The sequence below is a fragment of the Sedimentisphaera cyanobacteriorum genome (assembly GCF_001997385.1).
GTDB classification, from domain to species: Bacteria; Planctomycetota; Phycisphaerae; order Sedimentisphaerales; family Sedimentisphaeraceae; genus Sedimentisphaera; species Sedimentisphaera cyanobacteriorum.
Genome location: NZ_CP019633.1, coordinates 1,816,485 through 1,841,926, shown reverse-complemented (window position 1 = coordinate 1,841,926; position 25,442 = coordinate 1,816,485). Strand labels below are relative to the sequence as shown.

The following is a 25,442-nucleotide window of genomic DNA, read 5'->3' as shown; positions in this document are numbered from 1 at the left end:
TTTACAAAAACCATCGTTTCCTCCGATTCTTAGCGTTTTAAACCAATCTTATGCTCCAAAGTCCTGCAAAACCTATCTAAAACCTTTGTTTTTTTATAAAAATGCAGCGGACATTTAATCCGAGAGGCACGTGCAGTCCGAAACGGACGCCGCTTTTGTACGCAGGCTTTTTCGCAATCGCTGAAGGTAAAAAATTGTTGGCTTAAAAAGGGATGAAACATATAATAACCGCCGCGTCGATCGACTGTGGCAAGGTATTCAGTATTGAGCGAGCTGAAGTAATTCTTTTTAAATTCTGGACTTTATGACCACCTACGTTATTAGAAGAATCCTGCTTATGATTCCGACACTCATCGGAATTACTATTCTGGTATTTGCGATAAGCCGGCTTGCCCCGGGTGATCCGATTGCTATGCAGATGGGTCTGGATCAGGGTATTCAAAGCGGGCAAAATCAGGAGGCAAGGGAGGCTCAGCTCGAGCTTTACGGCCTCGATAAGCCCGAACCAGTTCAATACTTCATCTGGCTCAAGAATATCGTTCAGCTCAATTTCGGGCAGTCTTTCAAGCACCACCGCCCTGTTATAGACCTCATAGCGGAGCGATTGCCCATCACACTCACGCTCAACCTAACCGCCTTTACGATAATCTATCTGGTAGCCCTGCCTCTTGGAACGCTCTCAGCACTTCGCCACAACAGATTCACCGACAGGGCAATATCTGTCGTGCTGTTTATTCTGTGGTCTCTTCCGATAATGTGGGTTGGGCAGATGCTGATAGGCTATTTCTCCAATCCCGACTTCTTCAACTGGTTCCCCTCCTCGGGAATAAGCAGCAACAACTCCGATAAGATGTCCTTCCTCGTATGGCTCAAAGACCGCATCTGGCATCTGGTTCTGCCGGTGCTTTGCATCACCTTCAACGGCTTTACCTACCTTACCAAAATCGTCCGGGCGAGTATGCTCGATAATCTCAGGATGGACTACGTTCGAACTGCAAGGGCAAAGGGGCTTGCTGAGAAAACAGTAATCTTCCGCCATGCGTTCAGGAACAGCATAATACCGGTAATAACGGTTCTGGCAACTCTTCTGCCCGCTATGATAGCGGGGTCTGTAATTATAGAAAAGCTCTTTTCAATACCGGGGATGGGGCTTCTGGCGTTCGAAGCGATAACCACAAGGGACTATAATGTGGTGATGGCAGTGGCCACGATTTCGGGAGTGCTTAATCTCGCGGGGCTTCTTCTGGCCGATATATGTTATGCAATAGCTGACCCGAGGATATCTTACGACTGATGGCAAACGAAAGTATCAATCAAAAAAGGAACTGGGGAAAAACATTCGGACAGCTCACTTGGGAGCAGTTCCGGAAAAACAGGCTTAATATAGTTTGCCTCGGCTTTATTATTCTGCTGTTTGTGATAGCGGTTTTTGCTCCTTTTATAGCCAACAGCAAGCCTTACATTGCAATTATAGACGGGGAGATGAGCTTTCCGCTTTTCGCTGCCTTAGACAGCTCGGACTACAGCGTATTATTTGCGGCAGCCTGCTGCATAGGGCTTATTTTCAAGATCAAATCCAATACAAAAAAATACACGCCTTCTGTACGCGGCGAGATATTCTTAAGGCAGCTTATAATCACTGCCGGTATAATACTGGCTGGCGTAATATTTTTCAAAGCTGTTATTCCAGCGTACAACAGCACCGTAAATTACAAGCAGATTGTCAAGGAATCTGAAGAGAACTGGGCAGTATTCCCGCCAGTCCCATACAGCTATGCTGAGACAAGGCTGGAAGATAAGTATCAGCCGCCTTCGAAGAGGCACCTTCTCGGCACGGACGATGTGGGCTCGGATGTGCTTGCAAGGCTTATCCACGGCTCGAGGATCTCGCTGTCTGTGGGGTTTGTGGCTGTGGGGATATCCACAACCATAGGCGTTCTTATAGGTTCTGTTATCGGCTTTTTCGGCGGTATTGTGGATTTTATAGGGATGAGGTTTATAGAGATTATGATGGCGATCCCCGCCTTCTTTCTGATTCTCACGATTATAGCCTTCTTCGGTAAGAGCCTGTTCAATATAATGATAATTATCGGTATCACAAGCTGGACAGGCAACGCCAGATTTATCCGGGCAGAATTCCTCAAGCTCAGGAAGCAGGACTTCGTGGATGCGGCAAGGGCTCTGGGCCTTCCTACAAGCAGTATTATCTTCAAGCATATCCTGCCCAACGGTGTAGCTCCGGTTCTTGTGAACGCAACTTTCGGGATAGCTGGAGCAATTTTCATTGAGGCTGCTCTAAGCTTCCTTGGCTTCGGGATCGTCCCGCCAAAGCCGAGCTGGGGTCAGATGCTCAGCCTCGGCGTTAATTCTTCCGGCGAGTTTATATGGTGGATGACTCTCTTCCCCGGACTGGCCATAATATTCACCGTTATGGCATACAACCTCGTAGGCGAGGGTCTGCGTGATGCGATAGACCCGAAACTCAGGAAAGCCGCATAACCAAATCTGATTAACGTTAGCTTTTCAGCAATTCATTTTGATTGAATCATGGGCCGAAGATGATGATATCTGCCAGCGAGCCGGCGGTGATGAGGAAAACCTCGCAGTACACAAGCCTTATTGCTGCGGAGGGTTTGCGCCCTGTAGAGGCGATTGCAAGGAGAATTGCCCCCGCGGCAGAGGCGAGGTAAACCTCTCTGCACATACCTGCAAAATACGGGATAAGCGTTATCAATGATGCTGCGGGGATAATAAATCTCGCTGCACGTGTATATTTTTTCTCCCTGTACTGTAAATCTGCGCTGCTGAAGGTGCTGTCTCCTTTTACATCTCGGGCATCCTTGAGCAGCTCATAGCCCAGCGAGCTGAAGAAAAGCCAGACTGGGTGGATGTATAAAACGGCAAGGCGGGGAGTATGCACGGGTTCAGCGAGGGTAAATGCAAGCGGATAGAGCGATGTGGTGAGCCCGGCAGCAAGCAGAACCTTAAACACGCCTGCTGATTTGGATTTTGTGTCGTAGAGTATCAGCAGACCCGACAGCCCCGCGGCGGCGATTGAGAAAGCCGCTCCGCAGAAAAACGCAAACGCAAGACCTGCTGCAAATAAGCCTGCGCAGAAGATTATAGCCGTCTTTACATTCAAACTCCCGCTTGGGAGAACTCGGGAGGGCTTGTTTACAGCATCAATCCTTCTGTCACAAATGTCGTTGAGGCAGTATGCCGCAGAGATTATGCAGAAAAGCGAGGCGAAGGCGAGCAGCGTTTTCTCCAGTACACCTTCGAGCGACCCGCCCCTTAGATAGAGCATTATAACGATAAATCCGCCAGCAAGCGGAAGCGAATAATACAGCCGGATAAGCCTGAGAATACGGGAAGTCATTTTACTGCGATCCCCGAAAGGTATCGGTGGACAATCGGAATTTCGTCTTTGTATTTCTCTTCGATAAGCTCTGCGAATCTGCTGTAGATTTGATCTTTGTCTTCCGGTCTGCACGCGTATTCGAAGCCTGCTGCTGCGCCCGTGACGGTGAGCCTGTCGATGGCCTCTTTCCCCGAACGGGCATAGTATGTTTTGCTGCCCTGACTGCTGTAGATTTTTGTAAGGCCGGAAATTCTATAGAAAAGCCCAAGCATTCCCGGGCCGGTTAGAAACTTAAACCGCATTAGGTTTTCGAGCTTCTCGGGGCTCTCAGCGAAGGTGAGAAACGAGCAGGACATAATCTCCCGCAGGGAGAAGATGGAATTATCGATTACTGCGGCCTTCCCGCCCGGCTTGAGAACTCTGGCAATCTCCCTAATCACGGCGATCGGCTTGGAGTATCCAAGTCCCCAGCAGCAGGTGATAATATCGCAGCTTCCCTTCTCCTGCTGTTTGAGGAAGTCGAGCACGTCTGAATTAACGAACCTGCACAAATCCCCGCAGTTTTCTTCTGCCTTCTCGAGCATACCGCTGGAGGCATCCACCCCTGTTACCTCCCCGCTGCTGCATCTTGCAAGCAGCTCTGAGGCATAGCCTGTCCCGCAGGTTAGGTCTATACATTTGCTTCCGGTGGGCGGCGCAAGGCGGTTTATCAGCGATTCGGTGAGCCCGCGCATGTGGTTTGTCCAGCTTTGGTCGTAAGATGAGCTGATGCGGTCGTAGCTTTGGGTTACAAGGGTTTGACAGTCTGCGGGACGGGCGAAATAGAGCTTCAATATCCGCCCCAGCATATCAAAGTAATGTCTTTGTTTTTTATCACTCATAAAAATTGTTTCGGACGGCCAAATATGCATAACCCGACAGCTTATGCAGCAGTAAGTGATTATTTTATTACAACTTCTCTGCTGCCCTCGCGGATATTGCCGATTTTCCAAGCCTTTTCGCCGTTCTCGCTAAGAATTTCAACAGCCCTGTCAGCTTTCTGCGGGCTTAAAACCATAACAAAGCCGATACCCATATTGAACACACGGTACATCTCGCTTTCCTCCACAGGCCCGGTTTTCTGAAGGAACGGGAAGATATCGGGCTTATCCCAGCTGTTTCTCTCGATTACCGCCTTTGAGTTTTCCGGCAGAACTCTGGGTATATTGCCCGCAAGCCCGCCGCCGGTGATGTGCGCCATTGCCTTCACCTCGCTGACTGCAGCAAGCTCTTCCAGCACTGCAAGAACAGGCTTGACATATAGCTTTGTGGGCTCGAGAAGAACATCGCCGAGCTTCTTTGCCCCAAGCGAATCAATCCGGGAATCCAGCGTGAGCCTTGCCTTATTGAAGCAGATATTGCGCACAAGAGAATAGCCGTTGGAATGCACGCCTGAAGAGGATAGGCCGATTATAACATCGCCGGGCTCGGCGCTTTGGCCTTTCACAATTCGGTCTTTCTCCACAACCCCCACTGCAAACCCTGCCATATCGAAATCATCTTTGGCATATATCCCTGGCATTTCTGCTGTTTCCCCGCCAATGAGCGAGCATCCCGCCTCCCGGCAGGCAGAGGCTATCCCCTCCACCAGCACAGCCACCTTCTCAGGTTTGAGCTTGTCTGCTGCGAGGTAATCGAGGAAGAACAGCGGCTCAGCACCCAGAACAATCATATCATTAACGCTCATCGCCACAAGATCCTGCCCCACAGTATCGAACCTGCCCATATCTTTTGCCAGCAGAACCTTAGTGCCAACGCCGTCGGTACATGAAACGAGGACGGGATTTTTGTAGTTTTTGGCAAATTTCTCGCTGTCTTCAAGGCTGAAAAGCCCGGCAAAGCCTCCGTGCAAATCCATCACTCTCGGCCCGAACGTAGAGCCTACAGAGCCCTTAATCCGCTCTACCATCTCATCGTTGGCTTCAATATTCACGCCGGAAGATTCGTAGGTGAGATAGCCACTCATCGGACATCCTCAATCTGAAAAAGCATCTTATGGCTGCTGCCCATAGCATCTTTGCTTCTGGCGCGGTGAGTTGGAGCCTTGTAATTGCCTGTCCAGCAGGCTGTGCAGTAATTTTCAGGAGGCAGGTTTACGCAGCTGAGCAATCCATCAACGGAAAGATACCCGATGCTGTCTGCTTCGAGGTATCGGCAGAGCGCATCCATATCCATCCTGTTTGCCACGAGCTCCTCCTTTGAGGCAAAGTCAACTCCGTAGAAGCAGGGGAATTTCAGCGGCGGACAGCTAACGCGTATATGCACTTCCTTCGCCCCCGCAGCGCGCAGGTCTCTAACCTTTCCCCTTGTGGTAGTCCCTCGGACGATTGAATCATCCACCACTATCACCCGCTTGCCTTCTACCGCCTCTTTAATAACCGCAAGCTTCAGCCTCACTGCCAGATCGCGCATCTCCTGGGTTGGTGCGATAAAAGACCGCCCAATATAATGGCTTCTCACAAACCCCATATCAAACGGTATCCCGCTCTGATTGGCGTATCCAATCGCTGAGGCTGTCCCGGAATCTGGAATAGGAATCACAACATCCGCATCTGCGGGGTGCTCTATTGCGAGCTGGGCTCCGAAATTTTTCCTTGCAATATGCACATTCTCCCCGAAAACCCTGCTGTTCTGACGTGAGAAATACACGTGTTCGAAGATGCAGTGAGATGGCTTTACTGAGCCGGGTTCTATGAAAAATCTGCTTGAAAGCCCGTCATCACTTAGCGTAACGATCTCCCCGGGCTCCACATCCCGAACAAGCTTTCCGCCTATCGCATCAAACGCGCAGCTCTCGCTGGCCACGCACCAAGCCCCGTCCTGAGATTTGCCTATGCTCAAAGGCCTTATCCCGCGAGGGTCTCTGGCGGCTTCAATGCGGTCGGGGAAGAGGTATAAAACGCAAAAAGCCCCGTCGAGATGTCTCATAACGTGGGCTATTGTGTCTGTCTTGTTAATATGGGCGGGTTTGGCGAGCATATGAATGAGGATCTCAGTGTCCGAGGTGGTTTTGAATATGCTGCCTGTGGATTCGTATTCCTCGCGAAGGATGTCGGCGTTGGTTATGTTGCCGTTGTGAGCCACGGCCACCTCGCCTTGTGAATACGCCGCAACCATTGGCTGGGCATTATCACGCATGCTCGCTCCGGCTGTGGAATAGCGAACATGGCCTATCCCGCCGAAGGTCTCTTCGCTGAGCTTGGGGATAATATTCATAGACGACTTGCGAAAAACCTTAGATACAGTTCCCATGCCTGCGAAATGTTTGAGTGAACTGCGGTCTGTTGTAGTCATTCCGGCGGATTCCTGCCCCCTGTGCTGGAGGCTGTGAAGGCCGAAATATATTTTTTCTGCGGGGTTTCCAGTGTTCCAGATTCCGAAAACACCGCATTCTTCTCTCTTGTAGCTCATAAATATGTCTCAAAAGTATAATGAACTGAACCGTAACCCTGAGCTAACAGTTTACGAAAAATATGCTTTAAGTCAATCTGAACCCTCTGCGGGTGAGAGGTTAATTTGGCTTTTCGAAAGAAAAAATTTGGCGGGGCAAACAGCAATGTACAAGCAGGCGAAAACAAAAAAATTAAGCTAAGGTTCAAAAAATGTTAAAAATTTTTTAATTTTGGCTTGAAACCCTGATTTTAATATGCTATATTAATATCCAATGAGATTTGGAAGATTCATTATTTAGAGGCTATCCAAGTTGAGAAAAGTAAAAAAACCAGTAGAAGAAACCCGGTGAGCCAGGACGAAAGTTCCGGCGAGTCGGGTTTTTTCTTTGGTAAAACGGGACACGTATGAACGAAAAAGAAAAGTTAAATACAAACCGCTTCGGAGAATAAGGAGTATTATTCTTGAAGCGGTTTTTTTTGTGTTAATTAAAAAACATTATTCATTCACGGAGGTGAACTATGGATGCACTGGAACAGAAAGTAACCAAGACTCTTGAGAAGTCCGGATGGCGTACAGAAGTTAGAGACGGCGTAGATATGGTCGGCTATCGACCTCGGACTAAAAAGATGTTCTACGGCAACATGTTCCACCTCTGCCACGACCATGAGATTGATATGGTGCTGAAGCACGATTATTCTCACTAAGATAAGTCGTTGCAGTACTTTCCTTTTGTTTATCATATAAGGGCTGCATTATAGTTTGCAGCCCTTTTTCTTGAGATTTCAGGACTAATTTGCTTATGAGCCAATCATACTCATTTGCAGATTTTGGTCGGTATTTCATAATATATATTCGTTCGCCCTGCCTGATAATTACGCAAACGCCCCCCTATATTGGGCATAATTCAGCCCGCTCCGCTGTTTGCAATACCTGCCAGAGCAATTACCGCTTCAGGCATATCAGCAGGCTTGCCATTATTTCGCATTAACGGGTCTTACATCGATAAATTTACTTTGGAAGTGATCTGTTTTAAGTTGTAAGAAATCCCGCCAAGGTTTGCATGCCCCTTTGAGCGGTGAATAACTCATTGCTTTTTTTATAAACCGCGAAGCCCTCGAAACACACGAAGGGGATATGGTTTGATTTAATTTTTTATCCACAGATGGCACGGATGACACAGATTTTATTTGGATTATACCACGAAAAAACGATATTTTATTGGAATTAGTGAAGATTAGTGGCAAGTGGCGAGTGGCGAGTGGCAAAATCATAAGCGAAAAATCTTTTCTAAAAGAATGCCTAGCGGGTCCGCCACGGCGAACTCCGCTGTAGTACGGGGAATGTTAAACAGCGCAGATATTTTTATGAATGTAAAGCATTTCTGTAAAACAACTTACAAAAAATCCTTCGCGCCCCTTCGCTCCCTTCGTGGTTTAAGAAAATTACCCGCCGAAAAATCCTGTCAATCCTGTAAATCCCGTCAAAAAATTCTCCCCTCCGCTTCCTCCGATACCTCTGTGTAAAAACTTCAGCTCCCGCATTAGTGGAGAATATCAAATTGCGGGGCAGCTCTCTGGCCGGTGATGAGCAAAACAGCCTCAATTAAGAATAATTTAACCACCGATTTAAAAGGAATGTTAAACATTGAGCCTGTCCGCCGCAGGCGGAGAGGTATCGGAGTAATGCAGATAAATGTTCGTATCGTGAGTCCGTTGCGAAGTTTATTATCCACAGATGGCACTGATGGCACAGATTTTATTTGGATTATACCACGAAAAAACGATATTTTATTGGAATTAGTGAAGATTAGCGGCGAGCGGCAAGTGGCAAAATCATAAGCGAATAATCTTTTCTAAAAGAATGCATAGCGGGTCCGCCACGGCGAACTCCGCTGTAGTACGGGGGATGTTAAACATCTGAGTTAGCGGCAGCTGCAGGAGAAAAACTTTCCCCTTATCATTGCCTTGAACTTTAAAAATTCTGTCTAAAAATATCCCTTAATGCTTCTTGCCGCCGCTCAGTGGCTGAAATATCTCAGCGCTGCTCGTGGTTTAAACAAAGCATAAAAACATTATCTTATCGTCCCGCTTTCTGGAATCTGCCCGATTCGCTTATCCTTCTCCAGCCTACCGCTCCGGCAAATACTGCCGTGCTGAGAAGCACTATACATGCCCCTGAGGGCAGGTCGAACCAGTACGACACCAAAAAACCCAGAACCGTTGAGAGCATACCAAAGCAGCTTGCAGCAATGATTACGGTTTTGTGTCTGCTGCAGACCTGATATGCCGCCGCTGCTGGGTTGGTGATGAGGCTGAAAACCATAAGCCCGCCCACAATCTGCAGATTCACGGAAATTGTAACTCCGCAGATTGCGAGAAATATGCAGTAAACGAGGCGTTCGTGTATGCCTGTGGCCGCTGCGATTGACCGGCTGAAGAGCAGAACCTTCATTTCCTTGCCGAAAAGAAACGCAAATATCACAATCAGCACTGCCGCTGCGCATATCGCTGCAACAGAATCCTTCTGTACGAATAAAAGGCTTCCCCAGAGAAGCCCGAGCATCTCCGAGCGGCTGTTTTCCATAAGCCCCACGCCGAGGAAAGTGAGCCCGAGCAGGAATGAGAAGAGTATCGCAAGGCCTACGTTGGTATCAAGCCTTGATTTCTCCGGCGGTATCGCTGCCATGGATGTGGAAGCGAGCAGGGAAAATGCCATCGCTCCCAGTGCAGGGCTGATCTGAAAAATAAGGGCGAAGATTGTTCCCGCCATGGCGGCGTGCGAGATGCACGTTCCGATAAAAGGCATACGCATACCAACGATGTAAACGCCCAGAAAGCCCGTGCTCGCTCCTGCCACCGCTCCTGCAAATATCACCAAATAGAAGAATGAATCCAAGATTAGTCCTCCGCCTTGAAGCCCGGAAACTCGAAGAATCCATCCGCTTGCGAATCTGAAAGCCTCAGCCTGCGTCCGTAGGCCTTTTCGAACTCTTCTGAGGCGAGAACTTTCTCGGAAGAGCCCTGTCCGGCAAGCGCTCCTTCTCTGAGCAGAATGGTTTTATCGCTGTCTTGAGGGATTGCTGAGATCTCGTGAGATACCATAACCACCGTGATCCCAAGTGCCTTCTGCAAATCTTTTACGAGCCTTGATATTTCTTTTTTCCAGTAGAAATCCAGATTAGCCGAAGGCTCGTCGAGGATTAAAAGAGAGGGGTTTTGAGTGAGAGCCCTTGCTATCAGCACCTTCTGTTTCTCCCCGCCTGAAAGACTGCTGAACGGCTGGTTTTTGAGCTCTTTGATATGCAGTTTGCCGAGCCATTCATCCACGCAGGCCTGATCCTCGCTTTTGAGCCTTTCAAAGAGCCGCCTCGCGCTAACTCTGCCCATCGCGGCAACTTCGCCGGCAGTGAAGGGCAACTCAGAATTGTACTCCGCAGACTGCGGTATATAGCCGATCCTCTTCTGGAGGTTTGTTTTCTTCCACCATCCGAGACCGTATATATCCTGCCCGTCGAATGAAATCTTACCAGAGGCTGGCCTTTTGAGCCCCGCTGCAGCCTTGAGCAGGGTAGTTTTGCCGGCTCCGTTTGCTCCAATAATATTCACATACTCACCCGGGCAGATGCTGAGATTTATATCTTTGAGTATCTCCCTGCCTGAAGCCCTGATTGAGAGATTTGATATTTTCAGCTCAGCACCCAAAGCTATTGTCCGTCATTCATAAGAGAGCTGATATTTCGCTCGACAAGCTCGAAGTAAGTCTGGCAGGATTTTTCACCTTCTCCCGGACCGGGGAAGTTGCTGAAAACTTTCGGCCTTGCCTGAATTCTCTTTGCTATCGCCTCTGCGAGCTTTGTTCCTTCCTGCCTGTTTGCAATCACAAAATCAATCTGCTTTCCTTCTGCAGCTTTGAGGCATTCGTTTATCTGAGTGGGGGTTACTGTATCGCGGCCTGAGAATGAAGCTATTACCTCCAGCCCGAGCCACTCGCAGAAGGCCTTCTGGTGCTCTGAGCATATTACCTTTCTGCCTGCAAGACCGGCCTCTCTGAAGTTTTTAAGTGTATTCTCTGAGAACTGTTTGATTTTCTCTGTGATCTGTTTTTCCCTCAGCTCATACATATCTGCCGTTTCGGGACTGTCTTCCGCGAGGTGTCTGCAAAGCTGGGATATTATGTTTTCGTATGTTTTGGGCAGGCACATCCCGCCCGGGGCTTTGAGTTTTTTGAGCTTTAGCCCCCTTTGAGAAATCCTCTGCACCGAATCTTCTATATTACCCTGAAAATCGAACAGGAAAAGCAGCCTGCAGTTGAAAAGCTCCTTTACCTGCGAAGGTGAGATATCGAAATGCCCCGGGCACATCCCGGGCGGAACGAGATTAACTGTTGCTTCAGGATTCCCTGTGATATGCGAGAGAGCCGAAAAGATGTATGAATTAGCAGCGGCAAACTTCGCATCGCTCTTTTCCTTTTCTTTGTCTCCGCAGCCGGAGAGCAGGGCGGGAATAAACGCCGCAGCAATGATTGAAACAGCCGTTACTCTAATCCTTGAATGTGCCGATATGGTCATAGGGTTTGCCTCTTAGTTTCATTCGCACTATCATACCTTTTCTTTCTTTGCTGTCGTACCACACGCGCCTTGGCACGGGGCCGTTTTTTTCTTTTATCATCTCCCATTCATCAAATTCCGGCCCTTGGCTGTAAAGCACCCACGTAACAGGGGATGCGTTGGGGTTTGTGTATTTGATGTCGTTTTCCGGCCTGCTGCCCGGATTTTTTGCGGGGAATCCCTTAGGCACATAAAGGTATGATTTCTTCAAATCGCCCATATACCTGTCGTTCTGATAGAGCTCTCCTACAGCCTTGTATTTGTACGTATCCCCTTTGGTGTAGGGGTCTTCAATGCTGGCAGACATCCCGCTTTTTTCCTCGGGCGAAGGCAGATACCCTCCTTCAACCAGCTCTGGCGGGAGCTGATTGTCGTGCCAGCGGAGCGAGCAGTCTTCTCTGGTTGGAGGGTGTTTTCCCCCGTTGTCTTCTGTGTACATCTCAATGCAGATTCCAATCTGCCTGAGCTCAGCATTCACCCTCGCAACAGAAGCCTTCTCGCGAACAAGCGAGAGAGCTGGAAGCAATATCGATATCAGCAGTGCGATAATCGATATCACTACCAGAAGCTCTATCATTGTAAATCCCTTTGAGAGCCTTAATTTAGGCATCCCTTGCTCTTTCTTGTCTAAATAAGCCCGTTGTTGAGAGCCTTATACAATCCGGAAGCTGTTTTGAGCCAGTTCAAACTCAGCTCTGCGAAATCTTCCAAGTCCACTTTGAAATCGCCGTTGATATCCGAAGGCATATTGCCTCTGCCGGTATCCAGAGTGCCCAAAACTTCGCTGCTGCCGTGGTAATCTAATACGATAATCCTGTAGCCCTTTGTAGGGTCTGGAGGGAAGCCCGGAGCTTCCTGGTCGAACACGCCCACGATATCAATCTCTCCTTCAGGGCAGGGGTGGTTCTCGAAGCCTTTCCCGAGGCCGAGCTTTATTGGGATTGTAAGGCCGCTGCCGTTGGTGGCGGTCAGCTCTGCGCCGGGTGCCCAGTTCTCAGGGTCAGAGATCTGTACGTCTTCGAGCTTTACCAGTCTGGACTGATAATATTCCCCGCCTGTATTGCGTGTTTCGTCGAAAAGATCTGTGTTGTCAGGATTCTTTACGTCGCTGAGCTGAATCTTCTCTGGCTGCGGCAGTCCAACAGCCGGCTCTAAAAGCTCTACCGTAAAATCGAAAGCCTCGCCTATCTCGTGATTTTCATTGATGTTAAGTTTTCCAGCATAGAAAAGATACGTGCCTGTTACCCGAACCCTGTCTCCCGGGCGGAAGATATGGCCTGTCTGCGGGTCCCTGTTCAGCCGAGACAGCTCATCGAGCCACTGCTGATTTGTGTAGTTTTCATCGCCGGGGCCGTTGCCGTAGTTCTGTCCCATCCAGCAGGCCGTTCCAGCATGGTCGGAGCCTTCTCCCTGAATGTATATCTGCCATTGGCCGCCCATAAACCACTCCTGCACGGTGGAATTAGGATCGGGGTTCAGATATTCTTCAGGACTGTTCAATAGGATCCCCTCCACCGAAACCATCAGCGAGCCTGAATCATCAAAGAAGCTTGTCCCGTCTGGATGAACTGCCTGAAGCTGTTCGTGGCTTACAGGCTGGGGCGATGTACTTGCTGCGAAAAGAGCCGAACACGTGAGAACTGAAATGCAGATTAGCGATGACTTAACCATAAGATTCTCCCAAAAATAATATTTCCTTTTGACAAAGCGCATAAAAAAATCAAAATCGTAGCAACAGATACTCTAAACTATAAATTTTCATATTCAAGAAAAAACTAAAGGAAAAAATAATGGCCTCTGAACCTAAAGTAACTGATCTCCAGAAAGACGGAAAGTATCAGCCGATTCTCGAAGGCGCTCCACAAACCTGCGGCATGCGCTCGGGCAGGGTTCGGCTGGAAAAAGGAGAAACCTGCGGAGAGCACTCTACTAAATCGCACGAGGAAACGCTGGTTTTCCTTGCAGGCAGCGGGCAGGCCCTCCTCGGCGAAGATAGAAAACCTTATGAAGTGGGTGAGGGGAAAGTGTGCTATATCCCGCCTCATACGCTTCACGACATAAAAAACACAGGTAAGACGCCGCTGGTTTATATTTTCTGCGTTGCACCAGTTCAGGAAGAATTAGAGGATAAACAGTGAATATCGAGAGAATAGGCGTGTCTATAGAAGACCCGCTGCTGGAAAGATTTGACAAGTTTATAAAGAAATCAGGCGTAAAAAACAGGTCTGAAGCGGTTCGGGATCTTATAAGGCAGAAGCTCGCTGAAGAAAAGCTCTCCCGCGGGGATGAAGATGCTGTGGGCTGTATAACACTCATCTACGACCACCATAAATCAAGCCTCGCTCAGAAACTCACCGACCTCCAGCACCAGCATATAATGGAGGTAATCGCTTCAACCCACGTGCACCTTAGCCATTTAAGCTGTATGGAGGTTATTATAACCAAGGGAAAAGCAGAAAATATAAAGCTCCTGTCTGAACAGCTCGCTGCACTGAAGGGGGTGAAGCTGAGCAAATTTGTTATGATGCCCGAGGAAGACGCAGTTTAAGAGCAATTTAACGGTAGATTTCGACTAAAGCCTAACCCATTTAAGTTTTTAATTCTTGTAGAGATAAACCTACGCTATATTATTGAGCTTCATTATATTATACTAAATTCATTGAATATTTTCAGTAAAAAAGTAAAGTTAAAGCTGTTAGCTAATAAATATAGTTTTGAGAATTCGGAGAAAAACTTGTTCTATGAAAAGCAGATATAAAATAAGAGGCTTTTCATTAATTGAGCTGTTGGTTGTGATAGCAATATTGGCTCTATTAATTTCAGTATTAATCCCAGTTTTAGGTCGTGCAAGGGAATTGGCAAAACGAACTGTCTGTAAAAATTATCTTCACAATTTTGTTGTAATATGTTCTACATACGCAAACAATAATGATTCTTATTTGCCTTGTTTTTCAGCTCCTAACGGCCCAATCCTGCATGACTGGTCAGAAGATATGGTGTATTACCTGGAAGACAATTATTGTTTGGAGCATGAAGAGTTGTATTGCCCTTCTACAACACAGCGCAGAGTTTATAAATCTATGAATCGAGAAAGGGGCGAAGGCGAAGCTATTGTTGTAGGGTAGTATTACTGGGTGCCGAGACATATAGAAGTTTACAATAGCGATTTGCCGCCTCGTGAAAGTGAGTCGGTTTTTACTGTGGTTGATGAAAATGATTGCAGAGGTCCTTGTAAAACTTATGATAAGAGGGGCAAAACTAATCCTGTAATAACTGATCAAATCAGCTGCCGAATGAAATATTCCCCTTATGGAAATATCGGAAAGGATAAAAGTTACAATTTTTCTACATTTAACTCTCATTTATGGGGAGGCGTTCCAGAGCTGAGTAATCAGGCATTTATTGATGGACATGTTAAAGCCGTTGATGCTGAAAAATTAAAGGCAAGGCTGGAATATGGTTCAAGTCCTAACGGATGGTGGAAGTGGAGATAAAATAAAGAAAGGCAGAAAGAATAATGTCCAAATTGTATTACCTCATACCTAAACCCTTAAGGAAGCCGGCAGATAGGCTCAAAAAAAAGGTTTTGAATTTCGGTTTTAGTTGTTACTGTCCGATATGCAGATCTCATTTGAAAAGATTTATGCCATATTCTTCTTCAGAGAAAAAAATAGAGAGGGGGTTATTTGCCCGGTATGCAGCTCTTTTGAAAGGCATCGTTTTTTCTGGTTTCTTATGAAAGAAAAAACCGATTTGCTGAATTCTCAAAAGCAGAAAAAAATGCTTCATATTGCTCCAGAAAAATGTTTTACTGAAATTTTTTCTAATTTATCCCATATTGATTACCTTAGTGCAGATTTAAACAGTCCTGAGGCTATGGAGAAGATAGATATAACTGATATAAACTATCCTGACGAAAGTTTTGATGTTATTTACTCAAGCCACGTTTTAGAACACGTTCCGGATGATAAAAAAGCCCTTACTGAATTCTATAGAGTATTAAAACCGGGTGGCTGGATGCTGCTGTCAATACCAATCAATGAGAATTTAGAAGTAACAGATGCAGATTTAGAGCTTGATGACCCGCAGGAAAGAATTCGAAGATTTGGAAATGTGGATCACATGAGAGTTTATGGTATCGATTTTGAAGACAAACTTGAAATTTCTGGCTTTAATTTCGAAAAATACTATCCTGCAGATTTTGTGTCTCAAAAACTTATAAAAAAGTGTAATCTTCCAAGCCAGCCAGTATATATTTGCAAAAAGTAGTATAAAGCCATAAAGTCTAAAAATCTTGTTTTACTATATTTAAATGCCTTTTAAAGCAATAAGTACCCCCTGATTTTGTCTGTGATTCTTGACTTTTGATATTACGAGATTATCATTGTAAATCGTTAAATTTTGTTCTGATAGAACTGCATTGGAAATAACAGATGATTAACATAAAACTGCCTGACGGGAAGCTTATAGAGGCTGAATCAGGCTCCACGATATACGAGATAGTGGAAAAGATAGGCTCAGGGTTGGCCAAAGCGGCTGTTGCAGCAGAGGTGGACGGCGAGAAGCTCGACCTGAGCTCGCAAATAAACAAAGATGCTGAGCTGAAGATTATTACCAGCCGGGATGAAGAGGGGCTTGAGATAATGCGGCACAGCTGCGCGCATGTGATGGCCGAGGCAATCCTTTCTCTTTGGCCTGAGGCGAAGCTAGTTTACGGGCCGGTCGTTAAAGACGGCTTCTACTACGATATAGACCTTGACAAACCGATAAGCACAGAAGACTTTGAGGCTATCGAGAATAAGATGGCCGAGATTGTTAAGGCGGACAAACCCTTCAAGCGCATTGAAATGACAAAAGAAGAAGGGCTCAGGGAAGTTTCCGCAGACCGCTACAAAACAGACAATATCGAGCGTGCGGGAAGCGATGTAATCAGCTTCTACTATCAGGGAGAGGGCTTCAGAGACCTCTGCCGAGGTCCGCATGTACCCAGCACATCTAAAATCGGGGCGTTCAAGGTGATGAGCGTAGCCGGTGCATACTACCGCGGCGACGCCTCGGAAAAGATGCTCCAGAGGGTGTACGGCACCTGCTGGCGGGACAAAAAGGAGCTCAAGAAATACCTCCACAGGATCGAAGAAGCCAAAAAACGAGACCACAGAGTTCTCGGTAAGCAGCTTGGTCTTTTCAGCTTCCATGAAGAAGGCCCGGGCTTTGCGTTTCTGCACCCGAAGGGGATGCGAATCTGGAACAGCATCGTGAGCTTCTGGAGAGAGGTGCACGATAAATACGGCTACGAAGAAATCAAAACCCCGATAATGCTCAACGAACAGCTCTGGCACAGATCAGGCCACTGGGACAATTATCAGGAGAATATGTACTTCACATCAGTGGAGGAAACGAATTATGCAATTAAGCCGATGAACTGTCCGGGCGGATGCCTCGTGTACAATTCGGCCAAACACTCATACAAAGAATTCCCGCTCAGATATGCCGAGCTCGGCCTCGTGCACAGATACGAACCGAGCGGCTCGCTTCACGGGCTCGTCCGTGTACGCCAGTTTACTCAGGATGATGCGCACATATACTGCACTCCGGAGCAGATTCAGAGCGAGGTGGTGGGGGTTATTGATCTTGTCTTCGAGATGTACTCCACCTTCGGCTTCTCAGATTTCCATATTGAGCTCTCAACCAAGCCGGAGAAACACATCGGCTCCGATGAGATCTGGGATAAGGCAACAAGTGCCCTGAGAGGCGCTCTGGAAAGCAAGGATATAGATTTTGTAATAAACGAAGGCGACGGCGCTTTCTACGGGCCTAAGATTGATTTCCATGTGGAAGATGCAATCGGACGCAGCTGGCAGCTCGGTACAATACAGCTGGATTTCTCAATGCCCGAGCGGTTTAACCTTGTTTATACCGCACCGGACAATACGGAGAAACCGCCGGTAATGCTGCACAGGGCTGTTCTGGGCTCTTTCGAACGATTTATGGGCATACTTATCGAGCATTATGCAGGTTCAATGCCTCTCTGGCTCTCTCCCGAGCAGGTGCGCGTGCTGTCTATAAGCGAGAAAACAAACGACTATGCTCAGTCTGTAGCAAAGAAGCTCAAGCATGCCGGCATCAGGGCAGGTACAGACCTTTCCGATGATAAAATCGGAGCAAAAATCGCAAAAGCACACACCGATAAGCTCCCGTATATGATGATTGCAGGCCCGAAGGAACAGGAGCAGAAAGCTGTGAACCTGAGGACAAGGTCTGTAAAAGAAACGCTCGAAGCAGACTGTGATAAAGTTATTGCGGAAATGGCAGAGAAGGCAAAATCGCGAGAAGCAGAGCTTGAAATAAGCCTGTAATCAGAATCGATGCAGGAATAAACAGTAATTTTTCAATGTTAAATTAACGAGGTATATACTATCAGCAAGACTAACAGTACCCGGGTTAATGAGAGGATCAAAAAAGGAACTCCTGAAGTTCGCCTCATTGACCACGAGAACAATCAGGTAGGTGTTGTAAAAACAGAGCAGGCCCTTGATATGGCGTTTGAAGTCGGGCTTGATCTGGTTGAAGTGGCTTCTAATTCTGAGCCGCCCGTGTGCAGGATTATGGATCACGGCAAATGGCTCTACGAGCAGAAGCGAAAGCAGAAGCAGTCTCGCAAGAAGCAGCATGTGGTTAGCCTGAAGGAAATCAGGCTCAGGCCCGAGATCGGCGATAACGACAGGGATGTTAAGGTTAATCACGCACGAAAGTTCCTCGATAAGGGCGATAAAGTGCAGTTTACTCTGCGTTTCCGAGGCAGAGAGATGGCGCATACCGATCAGGGCAAAGAGCTGATGGATTCGATTGCCGAGATGCTCAAAGATGTGGCTAAGGTGGACAGAGCCCCGAATATGCAGGGCAGAAGAATGATAATGATTGTCTCTCCTACCTGAGTTTTACTGAAAAACATAAAAGCTGCCTGCCGTTTTTACTGAAGCTCCTTCAGTACATCCGGGGCAGTTTTTTCTTTATTTTAAATTATGTCAATAATAGTAGCCAAAGATCTGGACGCCGGCTACGGCGGGCCACTGCTTGTTAATAAGGCCGGTTTTGCAGTTGAGAAGGGCGAAAGGCTCGCTCTCATGGGCAGAAACGGCTGCGGGAAAACTACGTTTCTCAATGTTCTCAGAGGCAGGCTTGAACCCCTCGGCGGGGAATTAAACTTCCAGAAGGGCTTGAAAATCTCCTCGCTTGAGCAGGAAGTTCCAGCAAGCCTCGAGGGGAGCATATTTGATGTAATACTGAAAGGCGCAGGCCCCGCAGGGGAGAAGCTTTCTGAATTCCTCCGCCTTTCCGCTTCTCACGAGCATACTGAAGAGGAAACTCAAACCCTCCACAGCCTTACTGAAGAGATTGATTCAGCAGGCGGGTGGAAAATTCAAACTCAGGCTGAGGCGGCTGCCTCAAAGCTTGAGCTGCCTTTGCAGAGCAGTTTTTACAGCCTTTCGGCAGGTATGAAGCGAAAAGTACTTCTCGCAAGGGTTCTGGCCGGAAGCCCAGATCTGATCCTGCTTGATGAGCCCACCAACCACCTTGACATAGATTCAATCAGAAAAGTTGAAGAGCTTCTGCTAAGTTCTCAGGCAACGCTGCTTTTCATCACGCACGACCGCGCATTTCTCCGAAAGCTCGCAACGAGAATCTTCGAACTGGACAGAGGCTTCCTGCGAAGCTTTGAATGCAGCTACGATGAATACCTCGCACGGAAAAGACAGCTCCTTGATGCCGAGCAGGCGCATCAAAAGCAGTTTGATAAGAAGCTCGCTGAAGAAGAGGTTTGGATACGCAGAGGCATACAGGGACGGCGTACACGCAATGAAGGCCGCGTGCGAGAGCTTCAGAAGATGCGTGAGATGAGGCGGGAGCGAACCAGCCCGGAAGGCAGCGCAAAGCTCAATCTCCAGCAGGCCGAGGCAAGCGGTATGCTCGTTTCGGATTTGAAAAACGTTTCATTCAGTTACGACGGGAAAACAAACATCGTTACAGACTTTACCGCCAAATTTTTCCGAGGCGACCGAATAGGAATCGCCGGCGAGAACGGCGTTGGCAAATCAACGCTGCTCAAGCTCATTCTCGGCGAGCTTGAACCTTCCAGCGGGAGAGTGCGAAGAGGCACGAATCAGAAAGTTGCATATTTCGACCAGCTCCATAACAAACTCGACTACGACAAAACGCTCGTTGAGAACGTGGCAGACGGCTTTATGAACATAAATTTCGGCGGGACATCCCGAAACGCCGTGGGCTATCTCAAGGATTTTCTCTTTCCTTCGTACAGGGCAAAGAGCCTCGTCTCCGCCCTTTCCGGCGGCGAGAGAACGCGGCTTCTTCTTGCGAAGCTCTTTGCAAAGCCCTCCAACATCCTCGTGCTTGATGAGCCAACGAATAATCTTGATATCGAAACAATCGAACTGCTCGAAGAACAGCTCGCTCAATATCAGGGCACAATCTTTATCGTAAGCCACGACAGGGCATTCCTGAATAACGTGGTTACAAGCACGCTCGTATTCGAAGGCGGCGGGAAGGTACGCGAGTATGTAGGCGGATATGACGATTATATCCGAGAAAAGCTTAATGCAGCCAAGGCAGTACGGCCCGAAAAAAAGCCTGCAAAACAGCAGAAAAAGTCCTCAGAAAAGCCCAGAAGGCTCTCATACCACGAAAAAAAGGAGCTGGAGAAACTGCCCGAGCAAATCGAAACACTTGAGGAAAAACTCAGCGGGCTTCATTCTGACCTTGCAGACCCGGACTTCTATAAAAGCACTCCTGAGCAGATCGCAAAATCTAATACGAGGCTCAAAGATCTTGAAAAACAGCTTGAAGAAAAATACGACCGCTGGCAAACCCTCGAACAGATTAAAGAAGGCAAGGTATAGTGGCGGGGTGATCAAAATAATTTTTAAACATAAACTGTCTGCGTTTAAGCGTTTTCTATACGCCTGATTTCCTCTTTGATTTCTTCTACAACCTCATGGTTTCTTATCATCTTTTTGCCGTTTACTTTTGAAGAAAATACATAGAAAACCTTGCCGCCAAAAACTTCTCTGAACTGGCAGTGAGAATGAGCCTGCAGGCCCCTTTCTTTGAAGATTTGCGAAAGCTGAATCCCTTCGCTGACAGGTTTGATTTGGATCCCCAGATAGTTATCTTTTACCTTGATGTAAAAGTCAACGTTGTAAAGTCTGTCCCATTTGTCCGGGGCAGGTTCAATCTTGCAGCCAATTTTCTGCTCAAGCTGCCCATAAACTGTATTTATTTCTGTTACATAGCCGTCATAAGTTCGGTCAATAACCATTTTGAATATATATTCAATGCAGTCCTGCTCTGTGATTTCTTCAACTTCGGCTTGTATAACTTCTGTAATTTTAATGTAGAGCTTTCTGCCTAACTCTTCTATGTGTTCTTTGGAGCGGACGTTTCAGAAATAATAATTCTGCCATTCCTGAAGAGTTTTTGGATCGCATTTCCTGATGTTCTCAGATGTTGCTCCCACATTCCTTTTGAAATTCAGTTGAAACCGGTTCATCGCGCTGTTCAAAATCCGCTCTTTTGCCATTTCCTTCTTCCAATTTTATGAACTTACTTTTCTCTTTATACTCACCGTTTTTCTCAGCTTCAGCTAAGCCCTTTTTGATTAAATGGGCGTTTACAAAAGTTTTATTCTTGAGATACAGATAAACCATCAGATTGCTGTCTTGGTCGTATTTTTCTTGATCATATTTGAAGAATACTTTCTGCCCCTTAGTTTTCAGGCGAAGAAATTCCATTGCTTCCCCATTTGCTCCCTGTTTTTCTTTTATCCCCAGCAGGCGGACTGTCAGCCCGTTCTTCAGCTGAACCAGATTGGGGGATATTATTTCCTTCACAGAATAAAATCCTTCTTCAAGCTTTTTATCTTTCCTGCTGCTATCAAGCTTAGAGCCAAACTGAAGCTTTTTGGGATCTACCTTTTTATCAAAGCGGTGGCTGTCTTCAAATTTGTAAGGAAGTTTTTCAATCTCGTTTGTGCAGCAGGGCTGCTCGATTTGCTGCACTTTGAATTCAACTTCTGAATTTTCAAACTGTTTCCCTTTATCAATTTCCAATTTCTTTTTGATAAGCGGAATGAATTCAGGATTAATTTCATACCCGGCAGATTTACGATTGAGTTTTTGGGCAGCAAGCGTTGTTGTTCCGCTCCCGAGAAATGGGTCTAATACTGTTTCATCGACAAAAGAAAACATCTTAATAAGTCTTTTAGGCAATTCTTCAGGAAACATTGCTATGTGACCGTCCTGCTTTGCCCCGCCGAAATACCAGTGGCCGGTAAAATAACTGCGCCATTCCTCCTTGGTCATTTTTGACTTTTCTTTTTGTTCTTTTGTTGGCTTTGCCGGCTTGCCGAGCTTCTTGAAAAGCAAAATAAACTCATAATCTATTGAGAGAATCCCGTTTTTAGGGTATGGGTAGCTCCCCATAAGTGATGCACCGCCTGTTGTGTTAGTAGTAGTTTTTTTCTGCCATATAACAGCCCCCATATAATCGAAACCTATAGTTTCGCAGAACTTGATAATTTCGGTTCTGATTGGTATAACCTTGTATCTGCCGTAGTAAACAGCTCTTGCGAACTGGTCTCCAATATTTATACACAAGCGGCTGCCTTTTTTTAGAACCCTGTAACATTCCTTCCACACAAGGTTAAGATTGTTTATGTAATCCTCGTAGCTGTCATTAAAACCTATTTGATTGCTAGAGCCGTAATCTTTCAGCTGCCAGTATGGGGGGGGATGTTACAGCCAAACCGACTGATTCATCAGCCAGTTCAGCCATATTTCGGCTGTCTCCGTTTATTATTAAGTGGCTGGTTTTCATAATTCGATTATCTCCAAAAATGAGAGTTGGTGTTCAAAAATTCAAATCGATTATAACTTGAGCTTATGCACTGTCAAAATTTTGCAAGTGCGTTCAAATTTGATTGCTGGTGAGAAATCTATTGATATTTAATCGGGTCTTTCAGGCCGGCTTCTCTGAAGCCTTTCAATCGAAGCTTGCAGCTGTCGCACTTGCCGCAGGCTAGTCCGTTTTCATCGGGGTCGTAGCAGCTGTGCGTGAGAGAGTAGTCGAAGCCCAGCCGCTTGCCTTCAAGGATTATCTCGGCCTTGGTTTTTTGCATAAGCGGGGCATTGATTTTGAACCTGCCCCCTCCTTCAGCGGATGCAGCAGAGGCGAGGTTGGCGGTTTTCTCGAATGATTCTATGAATTCCGGCCGGCAGTCCGGGTAGCCGGAATAATCAAGGCTGTTCACGCCGATAAAAATATCGAACGCCCCGAGAACTTCCGCCCAAGCAAGTGCATAGCTGAGAAACACGAGGTTTCTTACAGGAACGTATGTACTCGGCACCCCCGAGGCCATCTCGCCCTCGCTCCTGTCTTTGGGTACATCAATTGAGCTGTCGGTAAGTGCAGACCCGCCCAGCCTGCCTAGGTCTATATCGATAATCCGATGCTCCCGAGCTTTGCAGAAATCCGCAATCTTGCTGGCTGCCTCCAGTTCCACAGTATGCCTCTGTCCGTAAGAGAAGCTCATTGCATAGATTTCCAATTCCCCGCTTGAGGCGATTTGAGCGGTTGTGCCCGAATCAAGCCCGCCTGATAGCAGTACAACAGCTTTGTTTTTATCGTGCATATCTTTAAGCTTTAATGTTTCAATATTGCTTGTTTTCTGTAGAATTACAGCTTTGCGGCAAGCGGAATAATCACAGCCCGCCTGCCGGTTAGTATATGTGAGTATAACCGTTATAAATTTTAGAGCAAATATTATGGCCAGCGAAACAAAAATAGATTTATTCGATAATCCCCGCCCGGGCAGGGATTATGTAATAAGCACAGAGGTGCCCGAGTTTACCAGCGTCTGCCCGGTTACAGGGCAGCCGGACTTCGGGACTATAAGCATAGACTACTGCCCCGATAAATACTGCATCGAGCTCAAGAGCCTCAAGTTTTATATGCAGAGCTTCAGAAACCGCGGTATCTACTACGAATCTGCAGCCAACGAGATACTCGATTACCTCGTGGAATGCTGCAAGCCAAAATGGATGAAGATTACCGCTTCATTTACCCCTAGAGGCGGAATTTCCACTGAGGTTGTCTGCGAATATGTAAGCAAAACCTGCAATGAGCAGTCTTAGATTAAACTTTGAACATAAAAGCTGAATGGGCTAAGAATGGACAGTGAAAATACAAAAAACACAGAAAGACTTGACTTCATCAGAACTATCGTAAAAAACGATCTCGACTCGGGCAAGTGCAGCAAAGTTGTAACGCGTTTCCCCCCTGAGCCGAACGGCTATCTCCACATTGGCCACGCAAAGAGCATCTGCCTGAACTTCGGGATAGCCGAAGAATTCGCCGGCCAGTGCAACCTGAGATTTGACGATACAAACCCATGCAAAGAAGAAGATGAGTATGTAGAATCGATAAAAAAAGACGTCTCTTGGCTCGGGTTCGACTGGAACGAAGGCCTCTATTTCGCCTCCGACTATTTCGAGAAGATGTACGAGCTCGCAGTGGAGCTGATAAAGCAGGGCAAGGCTTATGTATGCGATCTTTCGAGCGAGCAGATTCGCGAATACCGCGGCACGCTCACCGAGCCCGGCAAAGAAAGCCCCAGCAGAGACAGGAGCGTTGAGGAGAACCTCGAGCTTTTCCAGAGGATGCGCAGCGGCGAATTCGGCGACGGCGAAAAGGTTCTCAGAGCCAAAATCGATATGAAGAGCCCGAACATAAATATGCGTGATCCTGTTATGTACCGAATCCTTCACGCAAGCCACCACCGCACAGGCGATAAATGGTGCATATACCCGATGTACGACTGGGCGCACGGCCTCGAGGATTCAATCGAAGGCATCACTCACTCAATCTGCACCCTCGAATTCGAACATCACCGCCCGCTCTACGACTGGTTTCTCGATAATCTGCCCGTCCACAGGCCGCATCAGTATGAGTTTGCCCGCCTGAATCTTACATACACCGTTATGAGCAAACGCAAACTCCTCAGACTCGTTCAGGAAGGCTATGTTGACGGCTGGGACGACCCGAGAATGCCCACGATATCAGGTATGAGAAGGCGAGGCTTCAGCCCCGCGGCAATAAGAAATTTCTGCAAGGTGATTGGCGTAAACAAATTCAACAGCACCGTTGATTATGCCCTCCTCGAACACTGCCTCCGGCAGGACTTAAACGCAAATTCGCCAAGGGTGATGGCTGTGTTCGATCCGCTGAAGGTTGTAATCACAAACTACCCTGAAAACGGAAGCGAAGAGTTTGATGTAGCGGTGAATCCGGAAGATGAATCTGCCGGCATGAGGAAAGTTCCGTTCTCAAAGGAAATCTACGTTGAGAAAAAAGACTTTATGATAGACCCTCCCCGCAAGTTCTTCCGCCTCGCACCGGGCAGGGAAGTTCGGCTCAGAGGGGCATACTTCATCAAATGCCATGACTACAAGCTCGATGAAAACGGAGAGGTAGCGGAGGTTCACTGCACATACGACCCAGAAAGCAGAGGCGGAAGCTCGCCGGACGGGAGAAAGGTGCGGGGAACTCTGCACTGGGTTTCCGCTGAACATGCACTGAGGGTGAAGGTGAATATTTACGAGCACCTTTTTAACACCGAAAATCCCGAACAGACAGAACAGGGGCAGGACTTTACCGCTAACATAAACGAAAATTCGCTTCAGACCATCGACAGCTGCCTTATAGAACCAAGCGTGAAAAATGCAAAGCCTTTAGATAGGTATCAGTTTGAGAGGATCGGCTATTTCTGCGTGGATAAATACTCAGGCCCGGAGAATATAGTTTTCAACAGAACAGTAACGCTGAAAGATACGTGGGCCAAAATGCAGAAAAAAAAGCAGCAGGAAAAAAAATAATCGTTTCCCCTTCCTCCTTCAGCAGGCGAGTCCGCCTTTCACTCAAATCTGCTCGCTTTTGCTTGAGAAATTGAATTGATTCAGTACAATTCAGGGC

The 25,442-nt window shown here is 47.2% G+C and carries 23 protein-coding genes and 4 pseudogenes; 15 read left to right on the top strand and 12 right to left on the bottom strand.

Annotated elements, in window-relative coordinates:
• The first annotated feature begins 304 nt into the window (after positions 1 to 304).
• Both L21SP3_RS07420 and L21SP3_RS07415 read left to right on the top strand, forming a co-directional pair.
• Positions 305 to 1,294 (top strand): ABC transporter permease, encoded by a 990-nt coding sequence (locus L21SP3_RS07420; RefSeq protein ID WP_077540247.1) that lies wholly within the window; start codon positions 305 to 307, stop codon positions 1,292 to 1,294.
• Complete coding sequence (locus tag L21SP3_RS07415; RefSeq protein WP_077540246.1) at positions 1,294 to 2,499, top strand: ABC transporter permease; 1,206 nt, start codon at positions 1,294 to 1,296, stop codon at positions 2,497 to 2,499. Before L21SP3_RS07420 ends, L21SP3_RS07415 begins: the two co-directional genes overlap by 1 nt.
• Positions 2,500 to 2,545: 46 nt before the next feature.
• Here the strand turns inward: L21SP3_RS07415 and L21SP3_RS07410 are convergent, their stop codons facing one another.
• The 4 genes from L21SP3_RS07410 to purF are packed head-to-tail and all read right to left on the bottom strand — an operon-like array spanning position 2,546 to position 6,811.
• Positions 2,546 to 3,379 carry a UbiA family prenyltransferase gene (locus L21SP3_RS07410; protein ID WP_077540245.1) on the bottom strand — a complete coding sequence of 278 codons (834 nt, stop codon included), beginning with the start codon at positions 3,377 to 3,379 and terminating at the stop codon, positions 2,546 to 2,548.
• Positions 3,376 to 4,242: a class I SAM-dependent methyltransferase gene (locus L21SP3_RS07405; protein ID WP_161488143.1), complete on the bottom strand. Its 867-nt coding sequence runs from the start codon at positions 4,240 to 4,242 to the stop codon at positions 3,376 to 3,378. Before L21SP3_RS07405 ends, L21SP3_RS07410 begins: the two co-directional genes overlap by 4 nt.
• 59 nt (positions 4,243 to 4,301) lie before the next feature.
• Entirely contained in the window at positions 4,302 to 5,366 is a 1,065-nt protein-coding gene (gene purM, locus L21SP3_RS07400; RefSeq protein ID WP_077540243.1) for a phosphoribosylformylglycinamidine cyclo-ligase, read from the bottom strand.
• Positions 5,363 to 6,811, bottom strand: a complete 1,449-nt coding sequence (purF, locus tag L21SP3_RS07395; RefSeq protein ID WP_077540242.1) for an amidophosphoribosyltransferase — start codon at positions 6,809 to 6,811, stop codon at positions 5,363 to 5,365. Before purF ends, purM begins: the two co-directional genes overlap by 4 nt.
• Positions 6,812 to 7,311: 500 nt before the next feature.
• Between purF and L21SP3_RS07390 the strand changes: the two genes are divergently transcribed.
• The gene (locus tag L21SP3_RS07390) at positions 7,312 to 7,497 is read left to right on the top strand and encodes a hypothetical protein (RefSeq protein ID WP_077540241.1); all 186 of its coding nucleotides are present in this window, start codon (positions 7,312 to 7,314) and stop codon (positions 7,495 to 7,497) included.
• A 1,372-nt stretch (positions 7,498 to 8,869) separates the two neighbouring features.
• Here the strand turns inward: L21SP3_RS07390 and L21SP3_RS07385 are convergent.
• Genes L21SP3_RS07385 through L21SP3_RS07365 form a run of 5 tightly spaced genes read right to left on the bottom strand, consistent with a single transcriptional unit; the run spans position 8,870 to position 13,070 of the window.
• Entirely contained in the window at positions 8,870 to 9,688 is an 819-nt protein-coding gene (locus L21SP3_RS07385) for a metal ABC transporter permease (RefSeq protein WP_161488142.1), read from the bottom strand.
• Between the two features lie 2 nt (positions 9,689 to 9,690).
• Positions 9,691 to 10,494: a metal ABC transporter ATP-binding protein gene (locus L21SP3_RS07380; protein WP_161488141.1), complete on the bottom strand. Its 804-nt coding sequence runs from the start codon at positions 10,492 to 10,494 to the stop codon at positions 9,691 to 9,693.
• Positions 10,495 to 10,496: 2 nt separating this feature from the next.
• Positions 10,497 to 11,360 (bottom strand): metal ABC transporter substrate-binding protein, encoded by an 864-nt coding sequence (locus tag L21SP3_RS07375; RefSeq protein ID WP_077540238.1) that lies wholly within the window; start codon positions 11,358 to 11,360, stop codon positions 10,497 to 10,499.
• The gene (locus L21SP3_RS07370; protein ID WP_077540237.1) at positions 11,332 to 12,009 is read right to left on the bottom strand and encodes a type II secretion system protein; all 678 of its coding nucleotides are present in this window, start codon (positions 12,007 to 12,009) and stop codon (positions 11,332 to 11,334) included. The genes L21SP3_RS07375 and L21SP3_RS07370 overlap by 29 nt, the downstream gene beginning before the upstream one ends.
• Before the next feature lie 17 nt (positions 12,010 to 12,026).
• Complete coding sequence (locus L21SP3_RS07365) at positions 12,027 to 13,070, bottom strand: hypothetical protein (RefSeq protein ID WP_077540236.1); 1,044 nt, start codon at positions 13,068 to 13,070, stop codon at positions 12,027 to 12,029.
• Between the two features lie 119 nt (positions 13,071 to 13,189).
• Here L21SP3_RS07365 and L21SP3_RS07360 point away from each other — a divergent pair, with 119 nt between their 5' ends.
• The 10 genes and pseudogenes from L21SP3_RS07360 (at position 13,190) to L21SP3_RS12410 (ending at position 20,314) form a co-directional block, all read left to right on the top strand.
• The gene (locus tag L21SP3_RS07360) at positions 13,190 to 13,537 is read left to right on the top strand and encodes a cupin domain-containing protein (protein WP_077540235.1); all 348 of its coding nucleotides are present in this window, start codon (positions 13,190 to 13,192) and stop codon (positions 13,535 to 13,537) included.
• On the top strand, positions 13,534 to 13,947 hold the full coding sequence (nikR, locus tag L21SP3_RS07355; protein WP_077540234.1) for a nickel-responsive transcriptional regulator NikR: 414 nt from the start codon (positions 13,534 to 13,536) through the stop codon (positions 13,945 to 13,947). The genes L21SP3_RS07360 and nikR overlap by 4 nt, the downstream gene beginning before the upstream one ends.
• A gap of 193 nt (positions 13,948 to 14,140) precedes the next feature.
• On the top strand, positions 14,141 to 14,524 hold the full coding sequence (locus tag L21SP3_RS07350) for a type II secretion system protein (RefSeq protein ID WP_077540233.1): 384 nt from the start codon (positions 14,141 to 14,143) through the stop codon (positions 14,522 to 14,524).
• A gap of 75 nt (positions 14,525 to 14,599) precedes the next feature.
• The gene (locus L21SP3_RS07345) at positions 14,600 to 14,893 is read left to right on the top strand and encodes a hypothetical protein (protein WP_123785163.1); all 294 of its coding nucleotides are present in this window, start codon (positions 14,600 to 14,602) and stop codon (positions 14,891 to 14,893) included.
• A gap of 241 nt (positions 14,894 to 15,134) precedes the next feature.
• A complete protein-coding gene (locus L21SP3_RS07340; RefSeq protein ID WP_161488140.1) occupies positions 15,135 to 15,668 on the top strand; it encodes a class I SAM-dependent methyltransferase in 534 nt (177 codons plus the stop codon).
• A 164-nt stretch (positions 15,669 to 15,832) separates the two neighbouring features.
• On the top strand, positions 15,833 to 17,755 hold the full coding sequence (gene thrS / locus L21SP3_RS07335) for a threonine--tRNA ligase (protein WP_077540230.1): 1,923 nt from the start codon (positions 15,833 to 15,835) through the stop codon (positions 17,753 to 17,755).
• Positions 17,756 to 17,797: 42 nt separating this feature from the next.
• The gene (gene infC, locus L21SP3_RS07330; protein ID WP_315850249.1) at positions 17,798 to 18,334 is read left to right on the top strand and encodes a translation initiation factor IF-3; all 537 of its coding nucleotides are present in this window, start codon (positions 17,798 to 17,800) and stop codon (positions 18,332 to 18,334) included.
• 87 nt (positions 18,335 to 18,421) lie between these two features.
• Positions 18,422 to 19,297: pseudogene (locus L21SP3_RS12420) on the top strand (ATP-binding cassette domain-containing protein); the annotation flags it as partial.
• A 153-nt stretch (positions 19,298 to 19,450) separates the two neighbouring features.
• Positions 19,451 to 19,765, top strand: a pseudogene (locus L21SP3_RS12415) (ATP-binding cassette domain-containing protein); the annotation flags it as partial.
• A gap of 39 nt (positions 19,766 to 19,804) precedes the next feature.
• The gene (locus tag L21SP3_RS12410) at positions 19,805 to 20,314 is read left to right on the top strand and encodes an ATP-binding cassette domain-containing protein (protein WP_227806842.1); all 510 of its coding nucleotides are present in this window, start codon (positions 19,805 to 19,807) and stop codon (positions 20,312 to 20,314) included.
• Positions 20,315 to 20,358: 44 nt separating this feature from the next.
• Here L21SP3_RS12410 and L21SP3_RS07320 read toward each other — a convergent pair.
• From L21SP3_RS07320 to queC, 3 genes and pseudogenes are all read right to left on the bottom strand, one after another.
• Positions 20,359 to 20,994: pseudogene (locus L21SP3_RS07320) on the bottom strand (MjaI family restriction endonuclease).
• Positions 20,915 to 22,289 (bottom strand): annotated as a pseudogene (locus tag L21SP3_RS12375) (DNA methyltransferase). Before L21SP3_RS12375 ends, L21SP3_RS07320 begins: the two co-directional pseudogenes overlap by 80 nt.
• A gap of 118 nt (positions 22,290 to 22,407) precedes the next feature.
• Positions 22,408 to 23,103 carry a 7-cyano-7-deazaguanine synthase QueC gene (queC, locus tag L21SP3_RS07310; RefSeq protein WP_077540227.1) on the bottom strand — a complete coding sequence of 232 codons (696 nt, stop codon included), beginning with the start codon at positions 23,101 to 23,103 and terminating at the stop codon, positions 22,408 to 22,410.
• 133 nt (positions 23,104 to 23,236) lie between these two features.
• On the opposite strand from queC, the gene queF reads away from it, so the two are divergent.
• Both queF and L21SP3_RS07300 read left to right on the top strand, forming a co-directional pair.
• Positions 23,237 to 23,605, top strand: coding sequence for a preQ(1) synthase (gene queF / locus L21SP3_RS07305; RefSeq protein ID WP_077540226.1), 369 nt, complete (start codon positions 23,237 to 23,239; stop codon positions 23,603 to 23,605).
• Positions 23,606 to 23,641: 36 nt separating this feature from the next.
• A complete protein-coding gene (locus L21SP3_RS07300) occupies positions 23,642 to 25,345 on the top strand; it encodes a glutamine--tRNA ligase/YqeY domain fusion protein (protein WP_077540225.1) in 1,704 nt (567 codons plus the stop codon).
• The last annotated feature ends 97 nt before the right edge of the window (positions 25,346 to 25,442 follow it).